This is a genomic window from Actinoplanes utahensis (genome assembly GCF_016862455.1).
Lineage (GTDB): Bacteria > Actinomycetota > Actinomycetes > Mycobacteriales > Micromonosporaceae > Actinoplanes > Actinoplanes utahensis.
Genome location: NZ_BOMZ01000093.1, coordinates 123,883 through 142,071, shown reverse-complemented (window position 1 = coordinate 142,071; position 18,189 = coordinate 123,883). Strand labels below are relative to the sequence as shown.

General features: G+C 72.3%; 23 protein-coding genes. 11 read left to right on the top strand and 12 right to left on the bottom strand.

The window, feature by feature from the left end:
* The 5 genes from Aut01nite_RS34355 to Aut01nite_RS34335 all read right to left on the bottom strand — a co-directional run bounded on the left by Aut01nite_RS34355 (position 1) and on the right by Aut01nite_RS34335 (position 5,012).
* The gene (locus Aut01nite_RS34355; RefSeq protein ID WP_043531751.1) at positions 1–1,524 is read right to left on the bottom strand and encodes an APC family permease; all 1,524 of its coding nucleotides are present in this window, start codon (positions 1,522–1,524) and stop codon (positions 1–3) included.
* A 44-nt stretch (positions 1,525–1,568) separates the two neighbouring features.
* Positions 1,569–2,243 carry a GOLPH3/VPS74 family protein gene (locus Aut01nite_RS34350; RefSeq protein WP_052164455.1) on the bottom strand — a complete coding sequence of 225 codons (675 nt, stop codon included), beginning with the start codon at positions 2,241–2,243 and terminating at the stop codon, positions 1,569–1,571.
* A gap of 473 nt (positions 2,244–2,716) precedes the next feature.
* Complete coding sequence (locus Aut01nite_RS34345) at positions 2,717–3,697, bottom strand: NAD-dependent epimerase/dehydratase family protein (protein ID WP_043531749.1); 981 nt, start codon at positions 3,695–3,697, stop codon at positions 2,717–2,719.
* 62 nt (positions 3,698–3,759) lie between these two features.
* The gene (locus tag Aut01nite_RS34340; RefSeq protein WP_043531747.1) at positions 3,760–4,233 is read right to left on the bottom strand and encodes a heme-degrading domain-containing protein; all 474 of its coding nucleotides are present in this window, start codon (positions 4,231–4,233) and stop codon (positions 3,760–3,762) included.
* A 17-nt stretch (positions 4,234–4,250) separates the two neighbouring features.
* On the bottom strand, positions 4,251–5,012 hold the full coding sequence (locus tag Aut01nite_RS34335) for a sulfite exporter TauE/SafE family protein (RefSeq protein WP_052164454.1): 762 nt from the start codon (positions 5,010–5,012) through the stop codon (positions 4,251–4,253).
* A gap of 119 nt (positions 5,013–5,131) precedes the next feature.
* Here Aut01nite_RS34335 and Aut01nite_RS34330 point away from each other — a divergent pair, with 119 nt between their 5' ends.
* The 4 genes from Aut01nite_RS34330 to Aut01nite_RS44490 all read left to right on the top strand — a co-directional run bounded on the left by Aut01nite_RS34330 (position 5,132) and on the right by Aut01nite_RS44490 (position 6,966).
* On the top strand, positions 5,132–5,905 hold the full coding sequence (locus Aut01nite_RS34330) for an endonuclease/exonuclease/phosphatase family protein (protein ID WP_043531745.1): 774 nt from the start codon (positions 5,132–5,134) through the stop codon (positions 5,903–5,905).
* A gap of 9 nt (positions 5,906–5,914) precedes the next feature.
* On the top strand, positions 5,915–6,061 hold the full coding sequence (locus tag Aut01nite_RS34325) for a hypothetical protein (RefSeq protein WP_201775624.1): 147 nt from the start codon (positions 5,915–5,917) through the stop codon (positions 6,059–6,061).
* 150 nt (positions 6,062–6,211) lie between these two features.
* Positions 6,212–6,604: a hypothetical protein gene (locus tag Aut01nite_RS34320; RefSeq protein WP_043531743.1), complete on the top strand. Its 393-nt coding sequence runs from the start codon at positions 6,212–6,214 to the stop codon at positions 6,602–6,604.
* A gap of 236 nt (positions 6,605–6,840) precedes the next feature.
* The gene (locus Aut01nite_RS44490; RefSeq protein WP_268871741.1) at positions 6,841–6,966 is read left to right on the top strand and encodes a hypothetical protein; all 126 of its coding nucleotides are present in this window, start codon (positions 6,841–6,843) and stop codon (positions 6,964–6,966) included.
* Between the two features lie 22 nt (positions 6,967–6,988).
* Here the strand turns inward: Aut01nite_RS44490 and Aut01nite_RS34315 are convergent, their stop codons facing one another.
* Positions 6,989–7,516: a DUF6998 domain-containing protein gene (locus Aut01nite_RS34315; protein ID WP_043531741.1), complete on the bottom strand. Its 528-nt coding sequence runs from the start codon at positions 7,514–7,516 to the stop codon at positions 6,989–6,991.
* A gap of 277 nt (positions 7,517–7,793) precedes the next feature.
* On the opposite strand from Aut01nite_RS34315, the gene Aut01nite_RS34310 reads away from it, so the two are divergent.
* From Aut01nite_RS34310 to Aut01nite_RS34300, 3 genes are all read left to right on the top strand, one after another.
* Positions 7,794–8,894: a hypothetical protein gene (locus Aut01nite_RS34310; protein WP_152629065.1), complete on the top strand. Its 1,101-nt coding sequence runs from the start codon at positions 7,794–7,796 to the stop codon at positions 8,892–8,894.
* A gap of 101 nt (positions 8,895–8,995) precedes the next feature.
* A complete protein-coding gene (locus tag Aut01nite_RS44485) occupies positions 8,996–9,967 on the top strand; it encodes a hypothetical protein (RefSeq protein WP_043531737.1) in 972 nt (323 codons plus the stop codon).
* A gap of 173 nt (positions 9,968–10,140) precedes the next feature.
* Positions 10,141–10,986, top strand: a complete 846-nt coding sequence (locus Aut01nite_RS34300) for a class I SAM-dependent methyltransferase (protein ID WP_201775623.1) — start codon at positions 10,141–10,143, stop codon at positions 10,984–10,986.
* A 37-nt stretch (positions 10,987–11,023) separates the two neighbouring features.
* Here the strand turns inward: Aut01nite_RS34300 and Aut01nite_RS34295 are convergent, their stop codons facing one another.
* From Aut01nite_RS34295 to Aut01nite_RS34275, 5 genes are read right to left on the bottom strand one after another with little or no spacing between them, the layout of a single operon-like run.
* A complete protein-coding gene (locus Aut01nite_RS34295) occupies positions 11,024–11,353 on the bottom strand; it encodes a PadR family transcriptional regulator (protein WP_043531735.1) in 330 nt (109 codons plus the stop codon).
* Positions 11,353–11,940: a hypothetical protein gene (locus tag Aut01nite_RS34290; RefSeq protein ID WP_043531733.1), complete on the bottom strand. Its 588-nt coding sequence runs from the start codon at positions 11,938–11,940 to the stop codon at positions 11,353–11,355. Before Aut01nite_RS34290 ends, Aut01nite_RS34295 begins: the two co-directional genes overlap by 1 nt.
* Positions 11,941–11,973: 33 nt before the next feature.
* Complete coding sequence (locus Aut01nite_RS34285; protein ID WP_043531731.1) at positions 11,974–12,405, bottom strand: DUF6069 family protein; 432 nt, start codon at positions 12,403–12,405, stop codon at positions 11,974–11,976.
* Entirely contained in the window at positions 12,398–12,853 is a 456-nt protein-coding gene (locus Aut01nite_RS34280; protein WP_043531728.1) for an SRPBCC family protein, read from the bottom strand. Before Aut01nite_RS34280 ends, Aut01nite_RS34285 begins: the two co-directional genes overlap by 8 nt.
* A complete protein-coding gene (locus tag Aut01nite_RS34275) occupies positions 12,850–13,272 on the bottom strand; it encodes an ArsR/SmtB family transcription factor (protein ID WP_052164453.1) in 423 nt (140 codons plus the stop codon). The genes Aut01nite_RS34280 and Aut01nite_RS34275 overlap by 4 nt, the downstream gene beginning before the upstream one ends.
* Before the next feature lie 208 nt (positions 13,273–13,480).
* On the opposite strand from Aut01nite_RS34275, the gene Aut01nite_RS34270 reads away from it, so the two are divergent.
* The 3 genes from Aut01nite_RS34270 to Aut01nite_RS34260 all read left to right on the top strand — a co-directional run bounded on the left by Aut01nite_RS34270 (position 13,481) and on the right by Aut01nite_RS34260 (position 16,909).
* Positions 13,481–15,067: an ABC-F family ATP-binding cassette domain-containing protein gene (locus Aut01nite_RS34270; RefSeq protein ID WP_043531724.1), complete on the top strand. Its 1,587-nt coding sequence runs from the start codon at positions 13,481–13,483 to the stop codon at positions 15,065–15,067.
* Positions 15,068–15,079: 12 nt separating this feature from the next.
* Positions 15,080–16,009: a tyrosine-type recombinase/integrase gene (locus Aut01nite_RS34265; RefSeq protein WP_043531722.1), complete on the top strand. Its 930-nt coding sequence runs from the start codon at positions 15,080–15,082 to the stop codon at positions 16,007–16,009.
* Between the two features lie 63 nt (positions 16,010–16,072).
* Positions 16,073–16,909, top strand: a complete 837-nt coding sequence (locus Aut01nite_RS34260) for an undecaprenyl-diphosphate phosphatase (RefSeq protein WP_043531720.1) — start codon at positions 16,073–16,075, stop codon at positions 16,907–16,909.
* Here Aut01nite_RS34260 and Aut01nite_RS34255 read toward each other — a convergent pair.
* Positions 16,862–17,389, bottom strand: coding sequence for an RBBP9/YdeN family alpha/beta hydrolase (locus Aut01nite_RS34255; protein WP_052164452.1), 528 nt, complete (start codon positions 17,387–17,389; stop codon positions 16,862–16,864). The two genes, Aut01nite_RS34260 and Aut01nite_RS34255, sit on opposite strands and share 48 nt — an antisense overlap.
* Positions 17,390–17,445: 56 nt before the next feature.
* Here Aut01nite_RS34255 and Aut01nite_RS34250 point away from each other — a divergent pair, with 56 nt between their 5' ends.
* Positions 17,446–18,153, top strand: a complete 708-nt coding sequence (locus Aut01nite_RS34250; RefSeq protein WP_204037775.1) for a class I SAM-dependent DNA methyltransferase — start codon at positions 17,446–17,448, stop codon at positions 18,151–18,153.
* Positions 18,154–18,189: the final 36 nt, after the last annotated feature.

The window sequence follows — 18,189 nt, the reverse complement described above, 5'->3', positions numbered from 1 at the left end:
TCACCGGGCCGCCGTGACCGGCGACGGGGTGTCGGGCAGGGGATCGATCAGGGCGCTGTGGGCTCCGGTGCCGATCACTCGGTACACCTGCGGGCGGGCGGTGCGCAGGTACACGGCCCACAGCATGCCGAGCACCGCGGCGGCGCCGAACGCCACCGGGAAGATCCAGCGCCACGGGGAGGCCGGGTCGACGCCGAGCAGGACGTCGAACTGCTGCAGGGTGACGACCAGGATCCAGCCCAGCGCCACGCTGGCCACGGTCGGGGCGACCAGGCCACGGCCGACACCCACGTCGGCGCGGTGGGCCGGCTTGACGAAGTAGCCGATGACGGCGATCGAGGTGATGAACATCAGGATCAGCACGCCGAGCCCGCCGGTCACGGTGATCCAGAAGAACAGGTTGATCATGGGGTCCCAGCCGTTGGCGGCGTACAGGCCCAGCACCACGAGCGCGATGACGCTCTGGGTGAGCGACGCGGCCTTCGGAGAGCGGCTGCGCACGCTGGTCCGGGCCAGAGCGCGGGGCAGCACGCCTTCACGGCCGAGGGCGAAGAAGTAGCGGCTCGCGGTGGCGTGGAAGGCCAGCAGCGCCGCGAACAGGCTGGAGATGAAGAGCAGGTGCCCCAGCACGATGACCCAGTTCGGGACGTACGGGGCGGCGAGCACGAAGATCAGCTCGGTGCCGTGCTCGGTGGCCGCCGCGATGATCTTGTCGGGGCCGACCGTGATCGTCATGGCCAGCGCGCAGAGGCTGTAGAGGCCGCCGATGATGCCGAGCGCGATGTACGTGGCCCGCGCGACCGTACGCTGCGGGTCCTTCGACTCCTCGCTGAACACCGCGGTGCCCTCGAACCCGACGAAGCCGGTGATCGCGGTGACCAGCACCGCGCCGATGCCCGCGGTCGCCAGCTGGCCCGGGGAGATGGCGGTCAGGTCGATGCCGCCCTCGGCCGGGTGGCCGAGGTGGACGGCGGCGAGCACCAGCGCGACGGCGATCTCGGCGATCAGCAGGGTGGCGAGGATGCGCCCGTTCAGGTCGATGCGGCGCACGCCGAGGACACCGACGAGCGCCCAGGCCGCCAGGGCCCACACCGCCCATGACACCGTGACGCCGAACTCCTCGGCGACGAAGTTGGCGGTGACGGCGCCGAATCCGCCGTACAGGCCGATCTGCATGGCGTTGTAAGCCAGCAGCGCCACCGCGGACGCCCCGATGCCGGGGATCCGGCCGAGCCCGTGGGTGACGTAGGTGTAGAAGGCGCCGGAGTTGAGGACCTGGCGCGACATCGCCACGTACCCGATCGAGAAGATCGCCAGCACGACCGCGACCACCAGGTAGCCGATCGGAATGCCGACCACCCCGGTGACGAGCCAGCCGGTCGTGGCGCCGCCGGCGATGACGGTCAGCGGCGCGGCGGCGGCCATCACGATGAAGACCACCGGCCAGACGCCGAGCCGGCCGGCGGCGAGGGTTTGGGCGACCGCGCTGGCCGGGGGGCGGGTGCGCGGGGCGTTGTGAGACACGGATCTACTCCTGATGCGCGGGGGTGAGTGCCGGATGGACGATCTCAGCGGATCGCCACGGCGGCGGCGGTGACGGTTTCGAGATGGCGCAGCAGCCGCGGGATCGGCTGACGGGTGGTGAAAGCGGCGTGCCGCAGACGTTCGACCAGGCTGGCGGGTGTCTTGTTGAGAACGTGGTGATGCACGCCGGTGGCCACGCACAGGCCGACCAGAACCCGGTCGATCTCGGCCAGCGGGCGGCCGGTCTCGATGCTGTTGTTCAGGCGCGCGGTCGGCCAGTAGAAGGCGTTCATGTCGGTGGGCCGGTAGACCGTGACCGGACCTCGGAGCAACCGGGTGCGGGTGGTCGCTTCCAGGTCGCCGGACTGGACCATGCGGCGGGCCACCCCGTCGACGGCGCCGGGCGCCAGAACGCGGAGCCAGTCCGGCACCGGCACCGGCGCCGGTTCGGCGCAGAGCTGCTCCCAGACCTCACGGGCGAGCGTGTTCGGGGGCGGCTGCCGGCCGACGACGATCAGCAGGTCGTGGTGGACGTCGATCCATCGGGTCCAGGCGAGTTCGCTGAGCACGGCGCAGGCCAGGCCGAGGCCGATGAGCTCGGTGTCCACGACGAGCTTCGCGTGGTCGTTGTGGGCGAGCCAGTACAGGTCGTCGGCGATCCGCGGCCAGGGCTCGTCCGGGGCCCGGGCGGGACCCGGCTGCTGCGGCGTGGACGGCACGTGCGAGGGCTGGCCGGGACCCGGCTGGTGAGGTGCGGCCGGCGGGTGCGGAGGCGCCGACCAGGCCTGGCCGCCGCCGGTGGGGAACCGGTCGGGTGGGGCGGCGTGACGAGCGACGGCACCCTGCCGGTGTTGACCCGGATGATCCGGGTAAGGCATGACGACCCCCGAACGGACGTGTGCGGACAGACGGGCGGGCACAGGCCTCTGTCCGGTGAGAAACGCGTACCCGCGGTCCCCGGCCCGGTCGGGAAGGAGGCAGGCCGCTCTCTCGGTGCCCGAACACGATCGCACACGAATCGATCATTGGGAATACAGAACTGCCCCCGGAATTCCACTGTGGTCGGTGCCGATCCGGCCGCCCTCGCGTGACGTGGGGAAACCTGATGAGCGGTGCCGGGAAAGGCGGGAAACGGTAACAATCCCGCAAAACCCGTGTCGAGGTGATTGCCGGGAAGCGGCGGCCGGTTCCGCTATGCCAGCAGTTTCGCCTCCACCTCCGGGTCCAGGCCCACCGGAGGCCGGTCCGGGCGCACCGGGGCGTCACCCGGCAGGGACCGCAGCCACGCCCACGTGTCGGCGATCGTCTCGCGGGCCGGCCGGCACCGCAGGCCCGCCGCGATCGCCCGGCTCACGTCGCCGTCGTGCAGGAACCCGTGCAGCGGGCCCGGCGCCAGCCAGATCGGCAGATCCGTCCACTGCCGCACCCCGGCGGCGAGGATCCGCTCCGGCGCCAGCCAGCGCAGGTCGGCCCGGCCGCCGGTGATCTCGTTGCCGGTGTCGAGGATCTCCCCGATCGTGGTGAAGCCGGGTTCGCTGACCACGTTGAACGCTCCGGTGTGCCCCGCGGCGCCCGCGTCCAGCAGGAAGGCCGCCAGATCGCGGGCGTCCACCCACTGCACCGGCAGGGTCCGCGGGCCCGGCGCCAGGGTCGGGCCGCCGCGGCGCAGCCGGTTCAGCCACCACGGCAACCGGCCGATGTCCTCGTGCGGGCCGACGATCAGACCGGCGCGGGCCAGCAGCAGCGGGCCGCCGAACGCCTCCGCCGCACGCTCGCCGCGCAGCTTGTCACCGGCGTAACCGGGCACGTCGCCGGCGACCACCGGCGCGTCCTCCGCCACCGGGACGGGCGACGGCGGCGCCGTCTCGTCGTAGTGGTAGACGGAGCGGCTGGACACGTACGAGAAATGCCCCGCCCTGCCCCGCAGCAGAGCCGCCGCGTCCCGCACCGCCGCGGCGTCGGCCGACCAGGTGTCCACCACGACGTCCCAGGTGCCGTCGCGCAGCGCGGCCAGCCCGCCGGGGGCGAGCCGGTCGCCGGTCAGCACCCGCGTCCCGGCGACCGGGTCACGCCTGCCCCGATGGAAGACCGTCACGTCGTCGCCGCGCGCCACACCCAGCTCGGCGACCGCGCGCCCCACGAAACCACCACCGCCCAGAACCAGGATCCGCATGCCGCCCAGCCTGCCCGGGCGTACACCGACACGCCCAGCGGCGTCTGCCGACAGCAGATCCGTCAGCCGGCCAGGAACGTCTCGATCGCCTCGACGACCAGGGCGTGATCGTCGGCCTGCGGCAGACCGGACACGGTCACCACACCGATCACCCCGGCGCCGGGGACACGGACCGGGAACGCGCCGCCGTGCGCCGCGTACAACGCCGGGTCGACACCCTGGGAGGCGTCCAGCTGCCGGCCCTTGGCGGCCAACCGCCGGCCGACCAGGTACGACGAGGCGGCGTACCGGTACACCACCCGCACCTTGCGCTCGATCCACGCGTCGTTGTCGGCGCTGGAACCGGCCAGCGCGGCGTGGAACAGCTGCTGCTCGCCCCGGCGGATGTCCACGGCCACCGGCAGCTCCCGCTCGGCGGCCAGGCGCACCAGTAGGCTGCCCAGCTCCCACGCGTCGGTCTCGGTGAACCTGGTGAAGACCAGGCGCTGTTCCTGCTCCTCGATGGTGGCGATCAGCTTCTGAAGATCCTCGCTCATGCCGCCATTGTTCCCGGTCAGGATTCCTGCCAGTGCAGGTACCCGAGCCGGGCGATCAGCGCCAGGACCACCACCAGCAGGATGATCCGTACGAAGCCGGCGCCGCGCCGCAACGCCATCCGCGCGCCGATCAGCGCCCCGATCACGTTGCACACCGCCATGCCCGCCCCGAGCATCCAGGCCACATGCCCGGTCGCGGCGAACACGACGAGCGCGCCCAGGTTCGTCGCCGTGTTGACGATCTTGGCCATGGCGGAGCCGTGCACGAAGTCCGCGCCGATCAGCGTGGTGAACGCCAGCACCAGGAACGTGCCGGTGCCCGGGCCGATCAGGCCGTCATAGGCGGCGATCAGGCCGCCCGCCACGGCCACGGCGATCCCGCGGCGTGCGGTGGTGCGTTTCTCCGGCTGCTCGACCAACCCCATCTGCGGGCGTACGGTCACGAACACCGCCACCGCCACCAGGATGCCGATGATCACCGGCCGGTACGCGGTCGCCGGGATCGCCCCGGCCAGCGCCGCCCCGCAACCGGAACACACCAGCGCCAGCGCGGCGGCCGGGCCCGCCACCCCCCAGTCGATCTTCGTGCGGCGCGCGTACGCCACCGCCGCCGTGCTCGTCCCGCAGATCGCCGCCAGCTTGTTGGTGCCCAGCGCCGTCGCCGGATGCAACTGGGGCGCCGCCACCAGCAGCGCCGGCAGCAACAGCAGCCCGCCCCCGCCGACGACCGCGTCCACCCACCCGGCGGCCAGCGCCGCCACCAGCAGTGTCGCGATCATCGGCCGCGCCGCTGCTTCTGCAGCCAGATGCCGAACACGGCGCCCGCGATGAACAGTAATGCGAGGCACAACAACGCCTTGACGAACATCCCACTCTTCCCGTTGGCTAGGGTCGGCTCGTGCGCCTGGCCACCTTCAACCTGTTGCACGGCAGATCGCTGTCCGACGGCACCGTACACGCCGACCGGATCCACGCCGCCATCGCCGACCTCGACGCCGACGTCCTGGGATTGCAGGAGGTGGACCGGGCCCAGCCGCGCAGCGGCCTGCTCGACCTGGCCGCCCTGGCCGCCGACGCCCTCGGCGCCACCACCCACCGGTTCGCCGCGGCCGTCGTCGGCACCCCCGGCGAACGCTGGGAACCCTGGCACTCCGGCGCCGACATCGCCCATCCGCAGTACGGGATCGCCCTCGTCAGCCGCTACCCGGTGGTGCGCTGGCAGGTCACCTCGCTGCCCGCCGCGCCGGTCCGCTCCCCGGTGTACGTGCCCGACGGCGGCCTGCTGCTGCTGCGCGACGAACCCCGGGTGCTGCTCGCCGCCGTCCTCGACACCCCGGACGGGCCGCTCACCGTCGGCACCACGCACCTGTCGTTCGTACCCGGCTGGAACGTGCGCCAGCTGCGCGCCGCCGTCCGTGCCCTCCGCGCCCTGCCCGGCCCGCGAGTCCTGCTCGGCGACCTGAACATGCCCTCCGGGCCGGTCCGCGCCTTCACCGGCTGGCGGTCCCTCGCCCGGGCCGCCACCTTCCCCAGCCCGTCGCCGAAGACCCAGCTCGACCATGTGCTCGCCGACCCGCGCTCCGCCGGCCACCTCGGCCGGGTGGTGCAGGTCCGCACCCCGCACGCGCCCGTCTCGGACCATCGCCCGCTGGTGGTCCGCCTCGACCGTTAGGAGCCGGAAGTGTTCACCGGCCTGAGCGCGTTCCCGCTCACCCCGCTGCGCGACGACCAGCTCGACGAGAAGGTGTACGCCGACCTGATCACCCGACTGGTCACCGCCGGGGCCCACGCCCCCGCCGCCATCGGCATCCGGTCCGCCGCGACCTGACGCTGACGAAATGTCGTACCCCTCCGATAGCGTCGCCGTGTGTCGACACCGGACGGGACGCCGCCGCGGTGACATGAGACAACGAGCGCGATCGAGACGTTCGGGTAATCTGAGCCGGCCCGACGGCCCGGATCCCAGGGAGGAGCGGCGATGAACTGGCAGACCGTCATCCTGGCGGTGGACCGCAGTGAGGACGTGGCGCGCAACCTCGGCTACCTGACCGGCCGGATCCTCTGCTGCCTCCTGATCGTCGGCGGCATCGTGGGCGCGATCGTCCTGGCCGTCCGGTCGTCCCGCAACCGGGCCGCCCGCCAGAGCTTCGGCTCCTACCCCCCTCCGCCCGGCAGTCAGACGCCGCCCGGCTACTACCCACCGCCCGGTGGTCAGCCCCCGCCCGGCAGTCAGCCGCCCCCGGGCTACTACCCACCGCCCGACAGCCCGCCTCCGCCGGGCTACTACCCACCGCCCGGCGGGTATCCGCCTGTCCCGCCCTCGTCCCCGCCTCCGACGGGTCCGCCCCCACCGGACGTGCCGCCGCGTTGACGCGGCTAGCGGGGGCGACCGGGACGGGCATGCATGACCCGCACCGGGGGATGTCCGGGAGGGGACGCCTGCCGTGGCCGCCGCGAGGCACGGGACGCTCCGTGGCCCGTACCGGATCATGGTGTTCGAGAACCGCCGCGGCTGAACCCGGCTGGAGTGGACCGTCATCAGGGCGGAGACTGCCGGCGGTCGCGGGGGCGGCGCACCCCTGGTAACCCATCGGGGAAGGCCGTCTCATGCACATCGTCTACTGGGTTCTCGCTGCCCTGCTCGCGGTCTTCTACCTCTACTCCGGCGCGAAGAAGGACTTCGTCCTGCTCCTGGCCGCGGCCGCCGCCCGGCCGGCCTGGCGTACCTTCTGATCCGCCGGGGCCGCTCGGCGCATCAGGCGAACAGGTCCAGCGCGGCCCGCTGTTCCACGGTGAGATCCAGCAGCGCACCGGGCCCGCTCGTGGGGTAGAGCCGGGCGGCGGCGCGATCCGCCACTCGCAGGCTGGTCGCATAGCCGACCTTCACTCCGCGGGCGGCGAATTCGGCGAGCAGCCGCCGCGCGTCGAAGAGAAGCACCTCCGTGATCCGCCAGCGGTGATGCCGCACCCCGCTCCCGGTTCTCCGGCCGGCGTCCAGAACGAGGTAGTAGTCGCACGGATGGGGGCTGATGTCGATGCCGTCGGCCAGGCTGGTGTAGGCCTTCACATTGACCGAACGGTCACGCAGCGGCCCGGACCGGAACCAGCCGTCATGGCCGGCCTGCACCGCGTTCCGGGCGAGCTCGATGCCGAAGACCTCGGCAGCGATGAACTCACCGACATCACCCTGCCGCGCGGACCGTCCGGTCATGTCGGCGATCCTCTTCTCGATACCGTCACGTTCCCGCAGCAGCGTCGCCAGCTCCGCAAGGCCCTCGTTCATCGACTGACCGTAACCCCGTTGCGGCGGTTGTCCGCTTCCGGTCCGCGGCGCTTCTCTTCCACCATGCTTCGGTACGGGCCACGCAACGTCCCGTGCCTCGCGGCGGCCACGGCGGGTGTCCCCTCACGACCATCCATCCGGGTGCGGGTCATGCATGCCCGTCCCGGTGACCCCCGGCTGGTCGGCACTGCCGTCTCGGCGCCTACCCCGGATGCCGTAACCTGGGCGGCCCAGTTCATCGACAGGGGTGCCTGGACGGGAAGGACCACACGCCGGGATGAGTACGACTGCCAGCGAGGAGCCGTTGCGGCTGCACAGGCACCGGCGATGGGCGTTCGACCAGCTCCTCGTGGAGAGCGCGCTGATCCCGCCCGTGTTCGTCGTGGTCACGGTGTTCTCCCGGCCCGGACCCGTCGAATACCAGTGGTTCGTGGAGCTGTCCACCCCCGCGGCCGTGATCTGGGCCGTGCTCGTGCTGCCCCTGTTCGTGTACCGGCTCACGCTGGGCAGGCGGAAGCACATGGAGATCTCCTCGACGGACAGCCCACGCCCCGGCGCGGTGGTCCACGAGATCTTGTGGCCCTACGTCAAGGGCATACAGGTCGCCTGGGGGCTGACCGGCCGCCGGGTGCGGGTCTCCGAGCGCGCCAGCCGGGGGCCGGTGACCCTCTACGCGCCCCGGGCGGGCTGGCTGCCCGACCGGCGGTTCGACCGGGAAGTGTCCGAGCTGAGGCAGCGGGCGATCGAGCACGGCGCCACCGTCCAGCCGGCGAGGTCGCGACGGTGGGGCCTGGCCGTCGGCCTGACCCTCGTCGCCGTCGTCCTGGCCACCGGCGTGCGGACGGCGGTCGTGGGAGCGGTGTGGCCGTGGACGCCGATCGCCTCCCGCGTCGGCGAGGGCTGCCCGGCGCTGGACGCCGCCGGTCTGGAGCGCTACTGGCCGGCGAGCAGCCGCCAACTGGACAAGGATCAGGATGTCGACTTCGGCACTTTGCAGCACTCGAGCTGCATATGGGTGCGGGATTTCAGCCCCGACGGAGTGGGGCCGTTCGAAGCGATCAGACTGACGGTCAGGCTCCATGAACCGAAGGCGGAGCGGAGCGCCGTCGCCGCGGCGACCCATGAGTTCGACGAGCATCAGCGCGCCTCCGACTACCCGTACGTCCGGGTGCCGGGCTTCGGCGACGAGGCGTTCTTCATCTCCACCCCGGCCCGTGTTCTCCTTGGGGCCCGCAAGGCCAACGTCAACGTCTTCGTCTCGGTGTGGCCCGGCAAGCTGGACGGGGACGGCGACGCAGCGGTGCAGGGCCTCGCCGCGGAGATCCTCGACGACATCGAGCTGGACTCCACGGAAGCCGCCGAGCGCGAGCCGGCCTAGGCGCGTCTCCGGCGCGAGGGCACAGCTCGACGGCGAAGGACAGCCGAAACCACAACGGCGGTGGTTGTGGAGACGAGCGGGAGCGGGCATCCTCTCGGGTCGTGGAGTGGACCGACGATCTGACTGTGCGGCTCGCCCGTGGAACCACGGTGCGTCGCCTCGCCGAGTTCCTGCGAGCGGCGGACCGGGAGGGAGCGAGCCGCCGTCACCGGCTGGCTGTTCTCACCGAGCGGTTCGCGCTGTCGTTCGATGACGCGCGGCTCGTGATGGACCGCGTCATGGGCGGCGCCGTCCGGGCCGCCTCCGGTAACCCGGAGAACGAACCGGATCCGGCGAAGGACCCGGTGGCCTGGACGTCCTACCGGCTGGCACTCGGGCTGCCGGTTCCCGCTGACCCGCCGTGGCCCGGTCCCGAGGCCGAGGCGGCGGCGGAGGAGATGCTGGCGGCGGCCCGGGCCGGTGAACCCACGCGGGGCACCGAGGACGTCGCGGTGGCCTTGACGGTCGCGCGGCTGGCGGTGGCGTCGCGGGAGCCGGACCGGGTCCGCTTCCACCTTCTGCTGCAGGCGGCGACGGCCCTGTCGGTTGCGGCGGAGGCGTGCATCGCGCGGCTGGGGCGGCAGCCGTGCGCCGTCGAAGGGTCCGCGGAGTGGGTGGACGGCGTCGCGCTCGCCGCGGCCGCCCGGGAGGTCACGGCGATGTTCGCGGCCCAGCCGGACCCGCAGTTGGAGGCGCGTGGCCTCGGCCTGGTGGGCCGCATCGTCACCCGGCTTCTCGGCCAGTGTCATGCCTTCGTGGGCCGGGCGATGATCGAATCGGCGCGGTGTGCCCGGCGCAACGGTGATCCGGACCGGGCCGCCGGCCAGGCCGAGGCGGTGGTCGCCGACTTCGCCGGGCTGCTCGATCGGTTCGACGAGGACGCTCCGTTCGACGAGGACGTCATCGCCCTGGAGTACCTGCTCGCGGCCGTCGACATCGTCACCGGGGTGCGGGGCGGTGCCCCCGAGCTGGCGGCTCTCGAGGCGCGGGCCAGGCGGGCGCTGGCCCGCGCCGATCACGACGAGGCGGACTGAGTGGACAGCAGCGCCTTGTGGCGCCGGTCCAGGAAGGCGATCAGGGAGACGGCGGCAGTGCGCGGGGCGGCCGGACTCGCCTTCGACACCGTTCTGACCCCTGCCTGGCTACAGACCCGGCTATCGGCCCGGCCGGCCACGGGGGCATCCGTTCGTACCGGACAACCTGTGAGGTGATCACCGACATGCCGGCCTCCCGCGAGACGATCGCATCCGCCTTCAACCAGCGAGCCGGCACCTACGACGGCGACGACTGGCACGTCCGCTACGCCGAACGCCTCGTCGAACTCGCCGCGCCGACCGACGGCATGCGCATCCTGGACGCCGCGACCGGCACCGGCTTCGCCGCGATCGCCGCGGCCCGCGCCGCCGGCCCGGCCGGTCACGTGCTCGGCGTGGACATCTCCGACGGCATGCTCACCCGCGCACGGCAGTCGATCACTTCACTGGGCATCGCCACCATCGACCTGATCGAGGCCGACGCCACCGCCCTGCCGGACCTGGCCGACGGCGCCTTCGACCTGATCCTCTGCTCCGCGGGCCTGCTCTACCTGCCCGTCCAGACCGCCCTGCGTGAATGGCGACGGCTGCTGAAACCCGGCGGCCTCGTCGGGTTCTCCACCATGCGGGAGGGGTTTCCCACCGCGGCCCGGCTCTTCCGGGAACAGGCCGGCCGCCACGGTCCGACCCTCGACGATCCCGCCGGCCCGCTCGGCACGCCGTCGCGTTGCCGGCGCGAACTCCACGACGCCGGGCTCGTCCCCGCCGACATCGTCACCGAGACGATCCGGTTCTCCCGCGGCGACCTCGCCCACGCCTGGCAGGCCCACACCCAGGGGGCGCACCACGACGCCCTCGCCGCGCTCACCCCCGAGCAGACCGAGACGTTCCGCGCCGAGTACACCGGCACGCTGGCGGACCTCCTCGACAGCGACGAAGACGGAGTCCTCGACGCCCAGGTGATCTACGCCTTCGGCAGGAGACCGAGCCACTCCGAGGACCCGTTCCGGCGGATCTGAGCGCCGACGTCGCCGGCCCGGGCGGCGGACCGGGTGATCAGACGGTGCCCGGGAGGATGCCGCCGCGGGTGCGCAGCTGGGATTCGGCCGCGGCGGCGCGGCGGCGCAGCCGTTCGGCTTCGGTGGCCAGGACGTGTGCGCCGGAGTCGGTGAGCCGGTAGTAGCGGCGCAGCCGGCCGTCGACGGCCTCCTCCCGGTCGACCTCGATCAGGGACTGCTCGGCCAGCCGGTCCAAGGCGCCGTACAGCGTCCCGGGGCGCAACGTCACCTCGCCGTCGGACAGGGCGGTGACGGACTGGATGATCCCGTAGCCGTGCCGGGGCGCCGTGGCCAGCGCGGTCAGGATCAGGAACGTCGGCTCCTGCATCAGCGTGCCACCTCCGGTGCGATCGCCGGCCGCCCGGACCGCAGCCGCGACAGCACCACGGTCAGCCCGGTCAGCAGCAGCCCGGCGACGGCGAGGGCCGGATTGATCCACGGCCCGGCCGGCCACACCGACGACAGCCACGCCGGGCCGCCCGGCCAGTACGGCGACGGCTCCAGCACGGTGTGCACGGCCAGGATGTCACCCCCGGGACGGAACGCGAACTGGATCGCCGCGACAGTGTTGTCGATCAGCGCCCACACCGGCGGGAACAGCGCCGCCAGCGCGAGAACCCCGGCGACCGCGGCGGGCAGGGACCGGCGGCGGGCGGCCGACGCGGCGACCAGCCAGCCCGCCGGCGCGCCGACCACGATCCCGGCGGCGATCAGCGGCCACATCCATCCCGAGTCGAGCTGCTCCACCTCGCTGAAGACGGCGTCGCCCTGCCCGACGACGGTCAGCTCGAGACCGTCGCGGACGGCCTCGAATCCCGTGGCCGGCCCGGATCCGCCGGCGCTCCTGTCGTGCAGCGGCCCGGCCTGCCGGCCGTCGGCGGCGAGCCGCGCCCGGGCCTGCTCCCCATCCCACACCCGTACGCCCGCCGCTATACATCGTCAACCGAGCTATCCAGAGCGGCGTGCGGGGGAGGAGGTCGGCGCGGGGCGCGGTGTTCTCATCCGCAGGACCGCGACGACGATCACGGGCACCAGCGTGAGATGGCAGAGCGCCAGCGCCGCCGTGCTGGCCGTGTCGAAGTCGGCGGGCACCGTCATCAGTGGGACCGTGACGACGGCCAGCAGCGGGCCGGCGATCAGCGCGGCCGTCACCGGCCAGCCGGCCCGGGCCGCCGACAGCGCGACAGCGGTCAAGCCGATCAGCAGTGGAACCGCACTGAACCCGGCCACGGTGAGCGCGTCGACCTCGGCCGGCTCGCCCCGCGAGGTGAACCGGTAGGTGGCGCCGGCGGCCCTGCCGATCGTGTACACCGCGAGGTTGAACACGACCGCGGCGGTGACGGCGAGCGCGACCACCGCGGCCCGTGGCGGCTCAGACATCCTGGGTCCGGCGGGTCAGGAACGCCTCGATCCGGGCGAACGCGCCGGCCCAGACCTCGCCGGCGAAGAAGTCACGGACCTCCGGTACGGGGAAGCCGCTCTGCACCACGGTCATCAGCGTCCCGCCGTCCCGGGCCTCGAAGGTGATCTCGATGCGGGTCTGCATGGTCCTGCCGTCCGGGCCGGCCCCGGTCGAGTCGGTGACCAGCCGGTGCGGGCGGTCGATCTCGACGAACGTCTGCGTCTCCCGGAACAGCGCGTCCGGGCTGGGGCCCCAGACGGCGGTCTGCGTGCCGCCGACCCGCAGGTCGACCTCGATCTCGACGATGCCGGGCTTCTCGTCGAGGATGTTGAACCAGATCTTCTGCTTCTCGGCGTCGGTGTAGGCGTCGAAGACCTCCTCCGGTGTGGCCGGCAGCTGCCGTGTCGTCCGCATGTCGAAGCTCATTCTCCGGGTCCTTTCCCGTCGTCCGATGGGTTCGTTGCGCGTTGCCGAGGTTCCTGGGGTGGCGTACTGCCCGGCGGTGCCTCCTGCTGTCGTGCTCCGCCGCGAAGCGTGAGGAAGACGTCGAGGCCGTCCAGGCGGCGGGCCCAGAGACGCTGGTAGAAGGCGATCCACGCCATCGCCTCGTCGAGCGGCGCGGGGGCGAGGCGGCACAGGCGGGCGCGGCCGACCTTCTCGGTCACGATCAGGCCGGCCTCTTCGAGGACGCGCAGGTGTTTCGTCATGCCGGTCAGGGTCATGCCGGTCGGTTCGGTGAGCTCGCCGACGCTGGCCGGGCCGTCACCGAGCCGGATCAGGACGCCGCGCCGGACCGGATCGGCCAGGCACGCGAACACCCGATCGAGAGTGTCTTGCTGAACCATGCGGTTCACTGTACGACACTGAACCATCCGGTTCAATGTCGTACCGAAATGGCCCAGCGCGCCGCCGCGAGGGAAACGGGTTGCGGGACGGGGTGGCGCGGGGCAGGGTGGTAGCCGGATCTGTTGCCGGACGTGAGGAGCGACGCCAGTGCGGTGAGACACCCGGCCTTGCTGAAACCCGTCGGTGTCCCCTCCCCTGGAGTCGATCGTGAACGCACATCTCAAAGCCACCCACCTCGCCCGTGCCCACGACGGCGACCTGCTCTTCTCCGGCCTGGATCTGGTGCTGCGCGCCGGCGACCGGATCGGCGTCGTCGGGCCGAACGGCGCCGGCAAGACCACCCTGCTGCGGGTGCTCGCCGGCGACCTGGCACCCACCGGGGGCAACCTCACGGTGGCGCCCGGCACGCGGGTCGCGTACGTCCCGCAGCGGATGCCGGACCCGGACGGCGCCGTCGGCGCCTATCTCACCGCCGGTCTCGGCGACCTCGCGGCAGTGACCGCGACCATGCGCGACCTGGAGAGACGTCTGGCCGACGGCGACGACGTCCTGGACGCGTACGCCGACGTCCAGGAACGCTGGACCGCCCTGGAGGGGTGGAAGGCCGAGGCCCGGATCACCGAGATCCGTCAGCGCCTGGACATCGCCCACCTCGACGACGACCTCGCGCTGCGGCAGGTCAGCGGCGGCGAGCAGGCCCGGCTGATGCTGGCCCGCGCCCTGCTCGACGACCCGGACCTGCTGCTGCTCGACGAACCCACCAACCACCTCGACGCCGAGGGCGCGGCCTGGCTGCGGCAGTGGCTGCGCGACTTCGACGGCGGCGTGCTGGCGGTCAGTCACGACCGGGCGTTCCTCGACGAGGTGGTGACCCGGATCGTCGAGCTGGACGGCATCGACGAGCAGCCGCAGGACTATCCCGGCGGGGGGTACACCGCCTACCGCGCGGAGAAGCAGCGCCGCTGGGAGAAACTGCTGCTGGATTTCGAGGCGCAGGAGAAGGACCGGATCCGGTGGGAAGCCGACATCGAGAGGACCAAGGGGTACGCCCGTGGCGTCGAGCTGACCACGCCGGCCAGCGCCGCCGCCCCGCACATCCGCCGGGTCGCCCGCCTGGTCGCCCGCAAGGCGAAGGTGCGCGAACGCCGCCTGCGCCGGCAGATGGCGTCGGTGCAGTGGATCGCCCGGCCCCGGACCCGGCCGCCGCTGACCCTCGCGTTCCCGGGCGACGACGGCGACACCGGCGAGACGGTGCTGAAGATCCGCGATCTGACGGTACGCGACCTGCTGCGCGACATCGACCTCGACGTCACCCGCGGCGACCGCATCCTGATCACCGGCCGTAACGGCGCCGGTAAGACGACCCTGCTGCGGGCGATCGCCGACCGGCACCCGGAGGTGGCGGTGCTGCCGCAGACCGACGACGGCCTCCGCGACGCCACCCCGGTGATCGACTTCTTCCGGGCGCGGGTGCCGGTCTACATCGACGACGCCGAGACGCTGTTGCGAGGTCACCAGTTCGACGCCGACCAGTGGACCGCGCCGGTCCGCGACCTGTCCGCGGGGGAGTTGCGGCGGCTGCTGCTGGCGGTGCTGGTCAACAGCCCGTCGCGGATCCTGCTGCTGGACGAGCCGACGAACTTCCTGGACTTCGCCGCCCTCGACGTGATCGAGGAGGCGCTGCGCCGCTACCGGGGGACGCTGCTGATCGTCAGCCACGACCGGTACTTCGCCGATGCGATCGGTCACACCCGGCACTGGCATGTCGCGGGTGGACAGGTGATCGAGAGCTGACACCATGGGCGCATGTCACTGCAGCCCCACCGCAGCTTCCTCCCCGCCGGCGCCGGGTCGGCGGAGGAGTTCACCGAGGCGTGGCTGGCCAACCGGCGGCTGTCGGAGCACACCCGGGCGGCGTACCGGCGTGATGTCGCGTCCTGGCTCGGCTGGTGCGCCGAACGGGGAGTCGACCCGCTGCGGGCCACGTTCCTGGACGTCAACGCGTACGCCCGGGCTCTGGAGGCACGTCCGCTGGCGCCCGCCTCGGTGGCCCGGAAACTGTCCGGGATCTCCAGCTGGTACGACTTCCTCGCCAAACTCCAGGCCGTCACCAGCAACCCGGTCGGCGCCGCCGACCGGCCGTACGTGGATCGTGACCACTCCACCACGTTCGGCCTCACCCCGGCCGAGGTCGACGCTCTGCTGCGGGCGGCCGCGGCGGCGGGCAGCCGGCACCGGGCGATGCTCACCCTCCTGGCCGACCTGGGGCTGCGCGTCAGTGAAGTGGTCAATCTGGACCTGAGCGACGTGGGGCAGGAACGCGGGCACCGTACCGTCCGGTTCACCGCCAAGGGCGGCAAGATCCGCCGCCGCGCGCTCACGCCCGGCGCCGCCGCCGCCCTCGACGACTACCTGCGTGACCGCGGCACCCGGCCCGGCCCGCTGTTCGTCACCGCCACCGGCGGCCGCGTCGACAGGCACGCCATCTTCCGCCTGATCCGCCGGCTGGCCGCGGAGGCCGGCATCGCCGAGGCGGCCCGGCTGTCGCCGCACTCGCTGCGGCACGCGTTCGCCACCACCGCCCGCGCCGAGGGCGTCCCCCTGGAGGACGTGCAGGACGCGATGGGCCACGCCGACCCGCGGACCACCCGCCGCTACGACCGTGACCGGTTCAACCTGGACCGTGACCCGGCGTACACGATCGCCGCAGCCCGTGCCCGCCGCAACAGCGCGTGAACAGGTTGCCTATGCTCTGAACCCGGCTACGGACCAAGCGGGCGGGAAATTTTGGCTACAGAAATGAGCATCGTCGAGGCGGTGATCCTCGGCGCGGTCGAGGGTGTCACCGAGTTCCTTCCGGTGTCGAGCACCGGTCACCTGACGATCCTGGAGAAACTGTTCGGTCACACGATCGACGACCCGGACATCACCGCCTTCACCGTGATCATCCAGTCGGGTGCGGTGCTGGCGACCATCCTGTTCCTGCGGCACGACATCGCCCGCGTCGTGCCGGCGTTCTTCCGGGGACTGTTCGACAAGACCAAGCGGGACCACCCGGACTTCCGGTTCGGCTGGGCGGTGCTGCTCGGCTCGATCCCGATCGTCATCGCGGCGCTGCTGTTCAAGGACCAGATCGAGACGACGCTGCGCAGCCTCTGGTTCGTCGCCGGCGCGCTGATCGTGTGGAGCGGTGTGATGGCGTTCGCCGACCACGCCGCCACCCAGGTCCGCCACCAGGAGGACGTGACCTGGAAGGACACGCTGATCATCGGTACCGTGCAGTGCATGGCGCTGATCCCCGGCATCTCCCGGTCCGGTGCCACCATGTCGGCGGGCCTGCTGCGCGACATCGACCGGGTCACCGTGACGAAACTGTCGTTCTTCCTGTCGATCCCGGCGCTGACCGGCGCGTCGATCCTGCAGGGCGTCAGTGAGGCCGACCGGATCTCCTCCGGGGTCGGCTGGACCAACACGATCGTCGCGACGGTGGTCAGCTTCCTGGTCGCGTACGCGTCGGTGACCTGGCTGCTGAAGTTCGTGGCCAAGCACTCCTACAGCATCTTCATCTTCTACCGGCTCGCGCTCGGCTCACTGCTGCTGGTGCTGCTCGCCACCGGCACCATCGACGCCAAGTAACCGGGCCACCAGCTTCTCGCCGTCGGGCCACGGCCCGAAGCCCGAACTGGTGTCCAGATGGCCGACGGGGCCCGCGTCGAACGGCTCGGCGCCCCAGTCGGCGGCCAGCCGCGCGCCGGCGGCGAACGAGCAGTGCGGATCGTTGCGGCTGACCACCACGATCGACCGGAACGGCAGCCGCTCGCGGGGTGTCCCCGCCACGTCCGGTGGGGTCACCAGCAGCGCCGCCGCCACCGGCCCGGTGTGCCGCCGCGCCCAGAACGCCACCGTCAGGCAGCCCGCACTGTGCGCGATCAGAACCGCGGGCTCGTCCGACGCGGCGATCACCGCGTGCAGCGCCGCCACCCGGTCCTCGGCCACATAGGGCGGGCCCGGCGGTTCCGGCGCCCACACATGGTCGCGGTGGGCGCGGGCCCACTGCCGCGACCAGTGGTTGGGGAACGGCACACCACGGCCGGGCACCAGCAGAAAACGGGTCACCCGCGCGAGGGTAACGGCAAACGTGAATGTGCGCCGTCCGGCGCTATCGTCAGCGTGTGCCCGATCCGATCTTCGCCCATCCGCGGCTGGCCGCGGTCCACGACACCTTCGACGGCGACCGCGACGACCTGGACGCCTACCAGGAGATCATCGCGGAGCTCGGCGCCCGCAGGATCCTCGACCTCGGCTGCGGCACCGGCAGCCTCGCCATCCGCCTGGCCGTGAGCGGGCTGTCGGTCACCGGGGTGGACCCGGCCGCCGCCTCCCTGGACGTGGCCCGGGCCAAACCCGGCGCGCACCTGGTCACCTGGCTTGCCCAGATGCCGCGGGCGCAGTTCGACGTGGCGGTGATGACCGGCAACGTCGCCCAGGTCTTCACCACCGACGACGCCTGGGCGTCCGTGCTCGCCGACCTGCACACGGCGCTGCGGCCCGGTGGCGTCCTGGTCTTCGAGACCCGCCGTCCCGAGTACCGGATCTGGGACGAGTGGTCGATCCCGGTCGCGCAGACCCGCGACGTGCCCGGCATCGGCCCGGTCGAGCAACGTTTCCAGCTCACCGACGTACGCCTGCCGCTGGTGTCGTTCCGGTACACCTACACGTTCCCCGACGGCGAGGTCCTCACCTCCGACTCCACCCTGCGCTTCCGCGACCGCAACGAGCTCGACGCCGGGCTGACGGCCGCCGGTTTCCAGATCGCCGACGTGCGCCAGGCCCCCGACCGGCCCGCGCGGGAGCGGGTCTTCCTGTGCGAGAGACCCTGATCTCGGTACGGGGTCAGGCGTGCGGGCGCCACTGTC

Bases quoted from the DNA above. Each gene is read 5' to 3' on its own strand.
- Aut01nite_RS34260 (WP_043531720.1), top strand. From the start codon at position 16,073: ATGAGCATCGTCGAGGCGGTGATCCTCGGCGCGGTCGAGGGTGTCACC.
- Aut01nite_RS34340 (WP_043531747.1), bottom strand. From the start codon at position 4,233: ATGAGCGAGGATCTTCAGAAGCTGATCGCCACCATCGAGGAGCAGGAA.
- Aut01nite_RS34315 (WP_043531741.1), bottom strand. From the start codon at position 7,516: ATGAACGAGGGCCTTGCGGAGCTGGCGACGCTGCTGCGGGAACGTGAC.
- Aut01nite_RS34275 (WP_052164453.1), bottom strand. From the start codon at position 13,272: ATGGTTCAGCAAGACACTCTCGATCGGGTGTTCGCGTGCCTGGCCGAT.
- Aut01nite_RS34280 (WP_043531728.1), bottom strand. From the start codon at position 12,853: ATGAGCTTCGACATGCGGACGACACGGCAGCTGCCGGCCACACCGGAG.
- Aut01nite_RS34295 (WP_043531735.1), bottom strand. From the start codon at position 11,353: ATGCAGGAGCCGACGTTCCTGATCCTGACCGCGCTGGCCACGGCGCCC.
- Aut01nite_RS34345 (WP_043531749.1), bottom strand. From the start codon at position 3,697: ATGCGGATCCTGGTTCTGGGCGGTGGTGGTTTCGTGGGGCGCGCGGTC.
- Aut01nite_RS44490 (WP_268871741.1), top strand. From the start codon at position 6,841: ATGCACATCGTCTACTGGGTTCTCGCTGCCCTGCTCGCGGTCTTCTAC.
- Aut01nite_RS34310 (WP_152629065.1), top strand. From the start codon at position 7,794: ATGAGTACGACTGCCAGCGAGGAGCCGTTGCGGCTGCACAGGCACCGG.
- Aut01nite_RS34285 (WP_043531731.1), bottom strand. From the start codon at position 12,405: ATGTCTGAGCCGCCACGGGCCGCGGTGGTCGCGCTCGCCGTCACCGCC.
- Aut01nite_RS34320 (WP_043531743.1), top strand. From the start codon at position 6,212: ATGAACTGGCAGACCGTCATCCTGGCGGTGGACCGCAGTGAGGACGTG.
- Aut01nite_RS34265 (WP_043531722.1), top strand. From the start codon at position 15,080: ATGTCACTGCAGCCCCACCGCAGCTTCCTCCCCGCCGGCGCCGGGTCG.
- Aut01nite_RS34335 (WP_052164454.1), bottom strand. From the start codon at position 5,012: ATGATCGCGACACTGCTGGTGGCGGCGCTGGCCGCCGGGTGGGTGGAC.